Source organism: Streptomyces vietnamensis (assembly GCF_000830005.1).
Classification (GTDB): domain Bacteria; phylum Actinomycetota; class Actinomycetes; order Streptomycetales; family Streptomycetaceae; genus Streptomyces; species Streptomyces vietnamensis.
Window position 1 is genome coordinate 139,213 of record NZ_CP010408.1, and the last position, 12,775, is coordinate 151,987.

Consider the following 12,775-nt stretch of genomic DNA (forward strand, 5'->3'; position numbering starts at 1 on the left):
CGCTTCCAAGGCCCTGATCTACGAAGAGCTCGTCAGCCGTGTTCGGACTGCCGGTAGAGGTCTTGGGCGAATGCGCCGAGAGCTGTTCCGTAGCTTGCGTCTGCGTCGCCGCTGACGTTCACCGCGACGACACTGCCCTCCGCCGGGTCGCCCGAAAGGTACGGGCCGCCACTGGCCCCCACTCCCATGAGGCAGGGGACGCGCACCATCGTCTTGCCAGCTGCCCAGGTGGTGACGCCCGAGCAGTGCAGCACCCGGTCCGTGTACGGGTAGCCGAAGAAGTGCGCGGCCGTGCCGGGTTCCGCCGTGAACGATATGGGCTGGGCGTCGACGACGTCGGAGATGTTCCGCCCGTCGGCGCCGGGATTCATCTCCAGCATCGCGACGTCCCGACCGTACGCCTGCCAATCCTCGGCCATCCGTACCCGGCGCACCGTGAAGCCGCCGTGAGGCCCCGCACCGCCCTCATATCCCGGTACGAAGAAGAGGTTCTGATCCCAGGCAGCGGCCCGCGCGGGTGCTCCCCCAGTCGGTGTTCTGACACAGTGCGCGGCGGTGATCACGGTGCGGGTCCCGACGACGGTTGCCGTGCAGGCGCCCGAGCCGCCGCCGACCCCCGACGACGCGTACAGCCGGCCGACCGTACGGGCTATCGAGCCGCCGCCGGTCCAGGCTGGCTGGACCAGATCGTCCTTGGCGTCCTGCCGGGCCACCTCGGCCATGCCGCCGCCAATCCAGTGAGCCGCGATCACGCGGCTGCGCTCCTCGGTAGTGGCACCGTCGTGAACCACGATGCTCACTTCGGCCGGCGGTCTCCCCGTGCTGCCGGCCATCGTGCCCGGGCCACAGCCCAAGACCCCCGACAGGATCAAAGCGGCCGTGGCTGCCGCGGCCCCTGTACGTGCGTTCCCCGTGTGCTCTACACCCTCAGTGCCTGTTTCTGAACCTCCGGCTGGCCGGGGCCGGTAGCCTGATCGCAGGTGGGCCGAGTGCGAAGCTGCTGACCGTCAGTCTCAGGCGGCTCCGGGCCCTGCAAACTCGTAGTCGATGCCGTGCCGACCGGTGAGAGCCACCAGAGCCGCATCAACCTGGTCGAAGTGGCACAGCCTCACGGGACGCGGTGGCCGAAGAGGCGGTCTGCGGTGACCGGTTCTCACGAACCCGCACCGGCTCGGACGCCGATCACTACCGTCGTGGCCATGGTGAAGGGGAAAACGGGCGCTTCTGGCCACTGATCGTCGTCCCTCTCGCAGCCTTCAGCTTCACCGTGATGTTCCGCACGTCACGGTGGTGGAGCACCGAGACCCGCCCCTACCTCCTGCGTACAAATACGGGCCGGTCAACGCATGGTTTTGGCCAGCGCTTGGGGCTTTCTTGATCAACTGTCGGTCTGCGTGATCTCATAGCTCCGCCGCCGTGACGTGATCACACCAACGGCGGCTTTCTTGTGACCTGGAGGGGATCCCCATGCTTAACACGTTCCGGCGAAGTGCGACTCGCGCGGTGGCTGCCGTTGCCGTCATGACCGCCTCTGTTTCTCTTGCGGCGGCTCCGTCGGCCTTCGCCTCCGGAGCGACCAGCTGCCCCCGTGATGGCTACATCACCCCGGGCGACCGCTGCACCACCCTGTCGGGCGGCATTCTCAGCATCCAGACCAGTTCGCCGGGCAGTTCCGTCTATGTGAACTACTACCGGACGGGCAGCGGCAGCCTGTCGGCCAAGCTCGGATACGAGCGCTCGGGCGTCTCCGGATACAGCAGCTACATCAACATGAGCACTACTCCCTTTCACTACGGCAAGCTTTTCACCTACAGCAATAGCTGCGCTGTCGTCTACGGCAAGCTCCTGACCAGCGGCGGCGCCCTGTACGTCACCCCTGCCGCCGACCCCTGCTGAGGCAACTCGCTTCTCGGCCCCGCCCCGACGCACACCGCGTCGGGGCGGACGCCTTCCAACGTGCCAGGCTGTCCTCTTCCCGCATCAGGATCTCCCCTTGATCAAAGCCGTCTTCCAGCACCATCTCGCTTTCCTGGCCGTCGCCATCGCGGTGACCGTCGCGGTGGGCATGGTCGTCTTCCTCCTGGCCCGTCGCCGTACCGGCAGCACCAAGGCCGTGCTGAACGGCCTGTGGGCGTCCTCCGCCGTCGGGCCGGCGATCCTGACAAGCTGGTCGGGCAGCGGGGTGATGACCTACACGTGCGCCGTGAACCCCGACGTCACGCAGGTTCTGCAGAGCACGCAAGGTCAGCTCAACCTCGTTCTGTTCATCCCGTACGGTCTGTTCGCCGCTCTCGCCACGCGCCGCCCTCTGTTTGCCGCCGCCACCGGCCTGCTGTTCACGGCTGCAATCGAGACCGCGCAGGCCACCATGCCGTTCATCAGCCGGCTGTGCGACACCGACGACCTGATTACGAACAGCCTCGGCGCCTGCATCGGCGCTGCTCTCGGCGCCCTCGTAGCTCGCCGCCTGCATGGCAGCGGCGCTGGCGCCTCGCGGCCGAGTGTGCGCCGCACCCTTGCCTGGGTAACGCCGGCCGTCGTGCTGATCGCTGTGGGTTGGCTGGCTGTCATCGATCCCGTTCGTGTGCAGCCCCCCGCGGCCGAAGTCCCCTCAGCCACCGCCGCACAGACCGCAGCGATCAACGACGCTGTCACCGAGGCCTTCCCCTCCGCCTTCCAGCCGAGCAACGCGTTCTACACGGACAACGCCGACGGAACCGCATCCGTGACCGCCTCCTTGCCTGGCGGGTTTGCCGAACTGTCCTGGCCCGACCGTGAGCGATTCACCGCTCACTTCAGCCCGGCTTCCAACGGTGAAGGAACCCAGGCCTACCGCATCCCCGGCATCAGCCACCCGATCACCACCGCAGACCAGGCCAAAGAAATCGCTACCGCGTACGCCGACCGCTACGCCCCCTGGGCCAAGCCCGGCGCCGAAATCACAGTCCGGGCCATCGACGACACAGTCAACGTCGGATGGATGGTCGAATGGCGCCGCTGGAAGAACGACGTCCTCATGCCGATGCGCCTGAGCATCGCCATCGAGCCGTCCGGAGGTCTCATCGACCTCATCGCCCGCAACATCGCAGACCCCCGCCTGCCGCCCGCGAAAATCAACGAGGCCAAGGCCTGGGAACTCTTCGATCAGCACCACAAACTCAAGCCCGGCCAGGGAACACGCCAGCAGCCCATCTACCTTGCACAGCGCCGCAACGGCCAATGGCGCATCCACTGGCTGCTGTCCATCCGCGACGGCAACACCCTGTACTCAGCCACCGTTGACGCCACCGATGCCAGCATTCACAACCAGACCACCATCCCGGTCCAGGACGGCGCTCCCTCCCAGTAACCTGCCAGCCCAACCGATGGTGCTGTGAGCACCTCCCGTGATGCGCCGCGCGGCGCAGATGTCTTGGGCGACAGGCTGGGGGCTAGGGTCGCAGCCTAAACCACTTGATCTACTCGGAGGTTCGCCCGCTGGCGCGAGCGGTTCGGCAAGGAGAACGACGGTCCGGAAGACGGCGAGTAAGTTGGAGGTGCCAGGAGACGCGGTGCGTGCGGGGTGGCGGTGGTCCGGGCGACCGTCAGTCTCGTTCGCCCTCGCGGGAGGTGGCTTGACCGGTCCTTCGGGACTGTCGGCGGGTGATTCTCCTGGTCATGAGCGTGATCGCGGCCCAGGTGATCAGCGACTCGGAGTGCTGGATGAGCCGTTCGTAGTCGCGGGCGTGTCGGCGGGCGTGCATGATCCAGGCCAGCGACCGCTCGACGACCCAGCGGCGGGGTAGGATGACGAACCCGACGGCTCCCCTGGGGCGGCTGACGGTTTTGAGCGTCAGGTTCAGGTGCTTCTTAGCCCAGGTCACGAGCTGTCCGGCATAGCCGGAGTCCGCCCAGACGATGGTGATCTCGGGGTGCATGAGGCGGAGCCGAAACAGCACCTCTTTCGCCGCGTCGCGGTCGGTCATGTCGGCGGCGGTGACCATGACGAACAGCGGTAGACCCTTGGTGTCCACGACCAGGTGCCGTTTGCGGCCATTGATCTTTTTCGCTCCGTCGTAGCCTCGTGAGTCCTTGCCGACGGTCTCCGCGGCTTTCACGGACTGGGAGTCGATGACGGTCGCAACCGCGCCGGGGGCCCGGCCCATCTCGCGGCGGATGCGCTTGCGGAGCTGGTCGCGGATCTGTCCGACGATGCCGGCCGCCGCCCAGCGGGCCATGAAGCCGTAGCAGGTCCGCCAAGGCGGGAAGTCCCTGGGCAGGGCCCGCCACTTGCAGCCGGTGTCTACGACGTAGCGGATCGCGTCGACGATCTCGCGGCGGGGGTGCTTCTCCGGGCGTCCACCCCTGCGGCTCTCGCAGGCCGGTGGCGGCAGCAGAGGTTCGATCAAGGCCCACTCGTCGTCGAAGGTGTCGGAGGGGTAGCAGCGGCGCCGGGCCAACGGTCCCTCCCTGGAAGAAGCGGCGGGGCCAGCCGCTTCGCGGCCGGCCCCGCCGGTCAGGCGTCGATGAAGTCGGCGATCACGTCGAGCGTGGACTTCACCGAGCTGAGCTGGGTGTTCAGGTGTTTGATCCACCGGCCCTTGGGTTGCAGGGCGGCGTGTGGGGCGACGACGCCGGTGATGAACCGGCGGACCTCGGTGAGTTTCTCCCGGATGATCGCGACCTCGTACGCCTGGAGCTCGGCCGGGTCCGAGCAGAACTTGTAGCCGTCGGTCCTGGTCCAGATCAGGGGCGGCCAGCCGCGCTCGGTGATGATGTCCCGCAGACAGGCCAGGCCCGCGCGGGCCTGGCTGGGTGACAGCTCGCTGGAGCGGATCAGCTGGTTGAAGGCCAGGCCCGCCGGCCTCGCCTCGAAGAGTACGAACCGGACGGTGTCGGCGTGTCGCTGGGCGGCGGGTGATCGGCGCTCGGCAGCGCGGGGCATCGCCTAATCACCTTGCAGGAGACGGGCCAGCTCTCCGTCGACGTCGACCTTCCCGGTGTCGACGGCCGTCTCGATCCAGTCCAGCGTCGCCCGGACACGGGCGATGTTCTCGTGGACGACTCCGCGTTCGTCGTCGCCGAGCTGGCGGTCGCGCAGGCCCGGGACAACCCGCCCGGTCGCCGCGACGAACGCGTGGCAGGCGGTGACCAGGTCCAAGAACTCCACCGACCGGTCGATGCCGCGGATCGCCGGAGCGACAGGGCTGGTCTCCTCGAAGTGCTCGCGGGCCTGCCGGCCGCGTTCGACCTGGGCGTGGTTGACCTGGTGGCGGGCGGTGTCGTCCGACATCGCACGGAAGGCGACGTCGGGGCGCCGCAGCAGGCCGGTGGTCACCGTCGCGGCGACCTGGTCGTCGCGGGTGAGTTCCTCGACGGCCCGGACCTTGTCCTCCTGTCTGACCTGGGCGACCACTGTCGGACGCCGCAGCAGGTCGCTGGTGACGGTGGCGGCGACCGCTTCGTCCCTCGCGAGGGTGCGGATCGCGCTGACCTTCTCCTGCGGGGTGATCGGGTGCTCGACCTGCCGGCCGACCCGGCGCCGGGCCTCGTCCGCGGTCCACCGCGGCTTGCCCTCCGGCGGGGTCAGGATCGCGGCGAACCGTTCCCGCTCGTCGCCGATGCCCGCCAGGATCTTGTGGACGGTGAAGGACACCGCGGTCCGCCGGCGTTCCTTCGGCCAGCGCGAGGCCGTCCACCTGGCCTCCTTCACCGTCGAGTACGACAGTCCGATGTCCTCGGCCAGGCGGAACATCGACTCCTTGACCGTGAACAGCTCCTCGCCCCGCTCCTGGCCGCCGGCCTCGCGCATCGGCTCGATCTCCAGCGCGCAGTCGCCGATCGTGAACTGGCCCCGGGTCTGGTTCTCCACCACCGTGCGCAGCTCGGCCACGATCTGCTCGTAGCGGCTGGAGCTGACACTGCCGACCATGTCGGCGTTCTTGATCTCTTCGGGCATGGCATTCACCACCCGCCGCGGGCCGGGGCACAGCCCCTCGGCCGTGACAAGACGCGGCCCGCTTCCTGACCCGAGAGTCAGACCGGAAATCCTAAGATCACAACGAACGACCATGAATGACCGGAATCTGACCGAAGACGCGATTCGGATGCGTTCGCGATGCGGTCACTGTGACCGTTCTCCGAACGTTTCCTTCCGGGCCCGCCAAGCCCTCACGACACACCGGCGCGAGCAGTAGACGGCGTTCGACCGCCGGTCCACCCCCACCACCCAACGGGCCCCACACTCGGGGCACTCAGCTCGGCCGGCACCACTCAACTCCGCGGCCACCCGCTTGCCCAACCGGCGGCCTCGGCGCCACTGCCTGGCACGACATGCCGTCGAGCAGTACACGGCATCGGGCCGCGCTTCCGGCCTCAACCGTTCACCGCAGCCCCCACACACCCGCTCTCCGGCCCGCCCGGCACCGTCGGACACCACGCCAGCGTAGGCCCCAAGGCCACTCAGCATGGCAGTTCAGAAACAGGCACTCATCCCGGTTCTCGCTCGTCTCCCGGCTCATTGGGGTGCTGCGCACTCGCCGGTCTCGGTGCGACCGTCCCGCATCTGCGGTCGATCACTGGGCGGAGCTTACGACAGCGCCGGACAGCGGATGCGAGAGGTGCTCAGCCACATTGCCGCGTGAAAAACACCCGTTTTCCGTAACCGATGGCCTACCCGAGAGCTCAAAATGCCATGAGAGGCCGCGTGCGGGCCTCTCGGCTGATCGCAGGTCGATCCATACCAGGCGTGCCGAGTTCGTCGACTCAAGGGCCCATTCTGGACGTCGCTTTTCGCTGCAGATTGGCGAATTGCCGGATTAGGTGACCCGTCTCGCTGAAGGTGAGCCAGTCTCGGTCCATGTGAACCATCTGGCCGCACGTCTCAGTCAACCTTGGCCATCTGTCGATCTGTCTCGCTCTTCCTGATCCGCCGCCGTATCCGGATCCCTACCGTCGTCGTACTTGGTCGGCGCTGAGTGGGGTGTCTGGTGGAGGCGGAGGACTTCTGGCTGGAGTACGTCGATGCTCGCGGTGAGTCGCACGCCGGTCCGCTCAGTTGTCGGCGTAGACGTGAATGTGCTCAATCGGGTACGGATGAACGGGGTCTGTCGCTGATCTTGTGATGCCGGACAGCTGATCGACTCGTGCACCAGACTGCGACAAGGTGCCTGAGAGCCGACGACCCCGGCGCGGGAATCACGCGCAGTCGGGGCAGCCAGCGACGTGGCTGGTGTGCAGAGACTTGATCAGGGCGAAGTCGGCGTCGACTGCACGGCTGGAGTACGAGGCGAGGGCACCAAGTCCTATGTGCTCACCGCTCTTGAGGATCAATCCGGGGGCATGAGCCGGGGCCAAGCCAGAGCCGTCACCGGTGTCAACCGCGCTGATCACGCACCACGGAACGACTTTCGAGCGTCCCAGACCACGTTCGGTGAGACCCGTGGAGTCGATCCGCACCCCCATGACACAGCTACGGAACGCCATCCAGGCACCGCCTGCGAGAACCACGGTGTAGATGACCACGCCTGCAGGGTCGGCGGCGACCTTCCCGCTGATCAGCGCCCCGGCGCCCAGCAGCGCAAAAATGCTCCCCGCCATGAACAGAACGATGCGCTGCCCCGGTCTGTGGAGGGTCTGGGGCGGTATCGGGGGCGGTGTGGTGGACTCCATGGCCCCCACCCTAGGCCGTAGCTGGTACGCCCCGTAGGCATTTCACCTTCACAAGATCAGCGACAGAGCCCTTCGACGAGTACGCCGGCACCAGTTGAGCGAGACGGGCGAAACACCGTGCCTCCCCTGCCTTGATAATCCGCCGGCCAGGGCATGCCTGAGCACGGTCGACGGACTATGTTCGAGCAGTGGAGAACCCGGAGATCATCATCAAGCTCACCCCGGATGAGGCGCTGGTCCTGTCGGACTGGCTGGAGCAGGTGCAGATGACGGACCTCAGTCGGCTCGTCGACGACGCGGCGGTCTGGGCACCCCTTCACCGCATCGCCGGAACGCTCGACAAGTCACTACCGGGGATCTTCACAGCGGACTACGCCGAACGTCTGGAAGCGGCCCGCCGCAGGCTTCATCCAGCCCAGGACGATGACACCAGTGATCACAAGAGGTCGGACACATGAAACCCCTCTCGGAAATGACTGAACGCGAGTACTTCGCCAGCGTCGGCCAACGTCCCGGCATGTTCGTCGGCAAGACCTCCTTCCACGTGCTGACCGCGTTCCTGATCGGCTATGACCAGCATGCTCTCCGGCACGGTGGACACGGACTCACCGGCTGGCACGACTGGCTCGTCGCCCGCCGGGGACGTGACTGCAGCCACGCCTGGCCCGGCCAAGTCCTCCACATCGCCCTCCCGGACAGCTGGGACGACATCTGGAACCTTCCACCTGAGGACGAGCAGAACGCGATCAAGGTCCTGTTCGAGCTCCTCGACGAGTTCACTGCCGAGCGCGAAGCAGCCCAGGGTGCACAGTTCTCAGATTGACTGAGACGTTGGGCTCCACCGCATCTCACTCAAGATGACCCACCGCTGGCCACGGCCTCGCCGTGATTCACATTCACTGAGACAGGACAGGGCCCCTTCCCGTGCCCAGCCGGTTAAATGCCGCAGGCGGCGCCCCGCAGCAGGCGGAAGCCCGGAAGGGGCTGCTGTGGCCGAGTCAGCTGGACCGGTTCCAGCGGAAGAAGAGCTGCTCGCCCGGTCCGGCGCCCAGACCGATCGGACGCCCCGTCAGGACGAATCCCACATCGGTGGTCTCACCGGGGGCGAGGATGGTAAATCCCTGGCGCGCGTAATAAGGCCCCAGATCGCGTTCCGTGTCGAAGCCGCCGTACAGGAACATGAAGTCGAGCTGCCAGTACACCTGCATGCAACGCTTCAGGAGCGCTCCGCCCACGCCGCGGCCACGCGCGGCTTCTGCGACCGCGAGACCCTTGATCTTGACGTACTTCAGCATCGCCAACAGGGCGTGCTGCTCGTAGCCGGCCTCCTGGACGGTCTGCACCATCGAGCCGGGAGGCAGGGCCAGGAGCGCACCGACGATCGTGCCGTCCCTGTCCTCAGCAACTAGAGGGAGGGACAGGGCCAGAGCGGCGTCTTGGAGGTTCCCAGTGGTGGCGGCACTCACCAGGGGGCGTGTCAGCGACTGGTCTCCTTCGTCCAGAGCGTCCACCAGCCAGGTGCCGCAGCGGCCTGCCATCACTCCTTCGACGTGTTCCTGCTCGATCTGGTCAGTAGCCAGGGTCAGCAGATCGCTGAAGTGGATGCTGTCCCCGGGCCGGGCAACCCGGATACGTGTCCCATCCGGCCCCGCCAAACCATCGCGTAAGCGCTGCCCGGTGAGCCGCACCCGCAAAGAGGGGGAGGGGCGCTTCTTTCGCTGCTGTGCCTTCTTCGCCATCCCGGGGCACTACCCATCTCACCTCGCGAACACGCCAGCACGGCGGTTCGGTGTCCTGAGCGGGATGTGGTGGTGGGCCGGCAAGTCAGCCGTCAGAACGGCAACCGGCGCGATCCCCACGGGGACGGACGGCGGCGACGCGGTGACGGCAGGTGTGGGAGGAGCTCCCACAGGGGAGATGAGCCGCTGGCCCATTGGTTCAGAAGACCGCGATCCACCAGATGCAGCCGCTGGCTGCGGGCGAACTCCACTGCCGGAGCGGTGAACCGGCCATTGGTGACGAGGACGACGACGTCGCCGTCGTGTACTGGACGCCCGGTCCCGTTGAGGACATGCAGGTCCGGGCTGCCGACTGCAGCCCCGGCCGCGCCGTCACGACGGTGCTTGCACTGGATAACCCAGCGGCGGCCTACGGGATCGGTCCCCTTGACGTCGGCTCCGTTATCGCCGGCGCCGCCCACCCGGATGGCGTCGTGTGCGCCGTCGCGGCGCATCAGGTCTCGTACGGCTTCCTCAAACTCGGTGTGGTGCAGCCTGTCCAGGAAGCAGATGTCCCAGTCCTGTGGCCGGCGGCGTCGCGCGGCCCAGGCAGAGAACCCATGCCGTCCGGCCCTCACGAGGAGCAGGATCAGCGTTCCGGCTGCCAGGGCCGCGACGGCGATCGTGGCGATGCTGGAGCTGTGGCGCTCAAGCCCTTGGCGTGTCTGCGGAAAGAGGACGGCCGCGAACACAGCCGTCATCAGGACGCCGGCGGCGTCCACACCCTGCGCTCGTCGTCGGCGGTGCATGGGCCGACGTCCTCGTCCTGGGCGTCGTGCAGCAGCGGTGCGGGGAGAGTAGCGACGTCCGGTCATGGCCGACCTTCCTGGAGCACGGCACGGCGCCCGGCCCCCGGAAAGCCGGTGGGTGAGCGGCCGTCTCCCACCGGTTGGTGGGAATCTCCATCCAGCCTCCTCACGGTGGCTTGCCCGAAGGCTTGCCCACCGCGCGAAGGGATGAAGGCGAAGGCTTGCCCAAGGGGGAGCCTGTCGTTCAGGCAGGAGGTGCGGTATCTCTGGTCGAGCCGCTGAGGGTACCGCCTCGCATGGATCTCTCGCGAAACGGCGGTCGCGAAGCTGACTCGGTTGACCGTGCGTGAGCGATCTGGTGGGGAGTGCGCGGTGCTGCTGGTCCGCAAGCGCCAGTGTTCCTGCCGCCGTAGCTAGCAGACGATGCGACCAAACTTTGCCATCTGTCGATCAACCTGCTCTTGCGTGCGGGGCGGGGAATTGCGGCAGATGACCTGCGTGCCATCTGCCGCACTCCACTTTCCGGCTACTCCTCCGTGGTGGCTGCACGCACCCTGCTTGCCGATGGAGAAGGACAGCGTCCCGTCTGCACAAACGGCCCCCTCGTAAGTCCAGTCGATCGGCGTACGCGTGGTGGGTGCCGCCGACGGTACCGAAGCCAGTCTGGCCTGCCTCTCACGCTCCTCCTGCTCGTCGCGCTTGATCCCGTCGAAGATCCCGAAGATCATGAGTGCCAGGAACGCAAGTGCGGACAGTCCGGCACAGACCATGCTGAACCAATGCCAGACCTTCTTCGCCATCTCCACGGTCCGCTGGGTTGCGGATCGCATGCTCACGGCGCGCACTTTGCGTGTCTGCACATCCGGTGCGCGGCAGCCCGCTCGATGGCTTCGGCCTGCGAGCTGAACTCGATCACGTCCTGGGGCGCAATGCCCTGCACCTCGTTGCCCTGTTGCCCAGACACCAACCCAGGACACCCTCTGGACCGGTGCACTGCGTCACCCTGCGCCGCGACCCAGTAAGGCTGACTCACACCTTCCCCCTCCCTACTTCACGAACGGCAAGCGTGCCACCTGTGCTGGATGCACACCAAGTCTTCAGGTCAGGGCACTAGATTCGATCGAGATAAACGAGTTATCCGACGCCCGGCTCTGTGCGGCGGTGACCCCCAGTAGGGGGCACGCCGCACAGCATCCCGGTTACCCAGTGGCCGGGTATGCGGTCAGGTCATCTTCCGGGGCGGGGGACAGGGCGAGTCCGGTGTACCCGTTGACGAGGAAGGGGGCGACACCCGGGCGGGTCGGCAGGTCCGCTCCGGTCTGGGAGTCCAGAGCGAGGGGGCCGTCGTTCGTCTTGCCGTAGATCCGTCCGTTCCAGACGGCTGTTACTCGCGGCGCGATGCGGTTGGCAGTCTGGTCTGGCAGCTGCCACAGCAGGGAGGCGGTGCGGTCGTTGAAGGCCCAGACCTTGTAGAGGTTTCCCTGGTTCCAGGAGCAGACGACGGTGTTGTGCCCATCATGGTCACAGCGGGAGCCGGCGATGTCCTCCGGGGCCTCGTGCTTCACCGTGCCGGTCGCGGGATCGAGGAACTGCTGGATGTGTACGCGGTAGTCGTCCTTGTTCTGTGCCTGGACGAGGAGGAGGTGTGGTCCGGCGGGCGTGACGTCGAGGTTGAGACGGTCCTCTCCGCGCCAGCGCTCGGTGCCGGTGAGCAGGTCATAGCCGCGTGCGGATTCGTAGGTCCCGTCGGAGGTTTCCAGCTCGCCTGCCACGATGTTCCCGGTTACGGCGGTCGCCTCGAACCGGTCCTTGGTCCACAGGACACGGCGTGCGGTGAGGTCGATGCCGTAGGTGGTAGCAGCGGAGAACAGGGAGGACGCGCCGGTGCTGACCGTCACGATGGCGACCTTCTCCGAGGCTCCTACGACCGAGACGGTGCGCGGGCTGCCGTCCTTTGTCCAGGACGGCAGTGTCAGGGGCAGTCTCCACTCGACCTTGTCGCTGGACGTGTCGGTGGCAGTGAGCTCGATGAAGTTGGTGGCTGCCTGGGTTCCGACTCCGGGCCGCCGTACGAAGAACGGCGCGAGGACCAGCGGATTGGCCCCTGGGGTGACGACCGGAGGAGCGGCGTTGTTGCGGTCGTTCTCGCTGAGCACACTCAGTGCATCAGCCGTGGAAGTGATGGTGGCCGTGAGCAAACCGGTGGTCGTGTTGAAGGTCAGCAGGCGGTCGAGGGTTGCCACGTAGACCTTGTCCTTGTGGAGCGCCACCGGGATCTTGCTGTCACTCAGCCAGGTTCCGCCGATGCTCAGCAGCCCGGATGAGGCCTCCCAGGGCATGAGGACGCCGGCCTGGGTGCCGAACTTTGCCGGGGGATCGTAGACGGCGCGGGCCGGTAAGGTCTGCTTGCCGGTCGGGGCGGGAGGGGCGGCATCGACGCGTTCGGGCTGCTGGGTGCAGCCGGCAGCGAAGACCATCGCGAGGGCGGCGATCAAGGCTGAGCTGCTGGACTTGCGGACTGAATTCACGAGGCGATGCACCTTTCTCAGTAGTCAAACGATCACCCTATGGCAGCGGTTGCGAGAGCCGCACGGCCGT

At 66.9% G+C, this 12,775-nt stretch carries 12 protein-coding genes and 1 pseudogene; 4 read left to right on the forward strand and 9 right to left on the reverse strand.

Going from position 1 to position 12,775, the window contains the following annotated elements; translation table 11 throughout:
- Positions 1 to 32: 32 nt before the first annotated feature.
- The gene (locus tag SVTN_RS40000) at positions 33 to 800 is read right to left on the reverse strand and encodes a trypsin-like serine peptidase (protein ID WP_052499827.1); all 768 of its coding nucleotides are present in this window, start codon (positions 798 to 800) and stop codon (positions 33 to 35) included.
- Between the two features lie 667 nt (positions 801 to 1,467).
- On the opposite strand from SVTN_RS40000, the gene SVTN_RS40005 reads away from it, so the two are divergent.
- A complete protein-coding gene (locus SVTN_RS40005) occupies positions 1,468 to 1,896 on the forward strand; it encodes a hypothetical protein (protein WP_041134847.1) in 429 nt (142 codons plus the stop codon).
- A gap of 97 nt (positions 1,897 to 1,993) precedes the next feature.
- Positions 1,994 to 3,349, forward strand: a complete 1,356-nt coding sequence (locus tag SVTN_RS40010) for a VanZ family protein (RefSeq protein WP_041134848.1) — start codon at positions 1,994 to 1,996, stop codon at positions 3,347 to 3,349.
- A 246-nt stretch (positions 3,350 to 3,595) separates the two neighbouring features.
- Here SVTN_RS40010 and SVTN_RS40015 read toward each other — a convergent pair.
- From SVTN_RS40015 to SVTN_RS40030, 4 genes and pseudogenes are all read right to left on the reverse strand, one after another.
- Positions 3,596 to 4,439 (reverse strand): annotated as a pseudogene (locus tag SVTN_RS40015) (IS5 family transposase); the annotation flags it as partial.
- Positions 4,440 to 4,495: 56 nt separating this feature from the next.
- A complete protein-coding gene (locus SVTN_RS40020; protein WP_041134850.1) occupies positions 4,496 to 4,924 on the reverse strand; it encodes a hypothetical protein in 429 nt (142 codons plus the stop codon).
- A 3-nt stretch (positions 4,925 to 4,927) separates the two neighbouring features.
- Entirely contained in the window at positions 4,928 to 5,938 is a 1,011-nt protein-coding gene (locus tag SVTN_RS40025) for a DUF6192 family protein (RefSeq protein WP_041134851.1), read from the reverse strand.
- 1,238 nt (positions 5,939 to 7,176) lie between these two features.
- Entirely contained in the window at positions 7,177 to 7,650 is a 474-nt protein-coding gene (locus tag SVTN_RS40030; RefSeq protein WP_159026597.1) for a PH domain-containing protein, read from the reverse strand.
- A gap of 188 nt (positions 7,651 to 7,838) precedes the next feature.
- Here SVTN_RS40030 and SVTN_RS40035 point away from each other — a divergent pair, with 188 nt between their 5' ends.
- The gene (locus tag SVTN_RS40035; protein WP_041134853.1) at positions 7,839 to 8,108 is read left to right on the forward strand and encodes a hypothetical protein; all 270 of its coding nucleotides are present in this window, start codon (positions 7,839 to 7,841) and stop codon (positions 8,106 to 8,108) included.
- A 14-nt stretch (positions 8,109 to 8,122) separates the two neighbouring features.
- A complete protein-coding gene (locus SVTN_RS40040) occupies positions 8,123 to 8,473 on the forward strand; it encodes a hypothetical protein (protein ID WP_245728053.1) in 351 nt (116 codons plus the stop codon).
- A 175-nt stretch (positions 8,474 to 8,648) separates the two neighbouring features.
- On the opposite strand, the gene SVTN_RS40045 is transcribed toward SVTN_RS40040, so the two are convergent.
- The 4 genes from SVTN_RS40045 to SVTN_RS40065 all read right to left on the reverse strand — a co-directional run bounded on the left by SVTN_RS40045 (position 8,649) and on the right by SVTN_RS40065 (position 12,705).
- A complete protein-coding gene (locus SVTN_RS40045) occupies positions 8,649 to 9,389 on the reverse strand; it encodes a GNAT family N-acetyltransferase (RefSeq protein ID WP_041134855.1) in 741 nt (246 codons plus the stop codon).
- Positions 9,390 to 9,481: 92 nt separating this feature from the next.
- Positions 9,482 to 10,150, reverse strand: a complete 669-nt coding sequence (locus SVTN_RS40050; RefSeq protein WP_245728055.1) for a restriction endonuclease — start codon at positions 10,148 to 10,150, stop codon at positions 9,482 to 9,484.
- Between the two features lie 440 nt (positions 10,151 to 10,590).
- The gene (locus SVTN_RS40055) at positions 10,591 to 11,007 is read right to left on the reverse strand and encodes a DUF3761 domain-containing protein (RefSeq protein ID WP_245728091.1); all 417 of its coding nucleotides are present in this window, start codon (positions 11,005 to 11,007) and stop codon (positions 10,591 to 10,593) included.
- Between the two features lie 369 nt (positions 11,008 to 11,376).
- Positions 11,377 to 12,705, reverse strand: coding sequence for a hypothetical protein (locus tag SVTN_RS40065; RefSeq protein ID WP_159026599.1), 1,329 nt, complete (start codon positions 12,703 to 12,705; stop codon positions 11,377 to 11,379).
- Positions 12,706 to 12,775 lie beyond the last annotated feature (70 nt).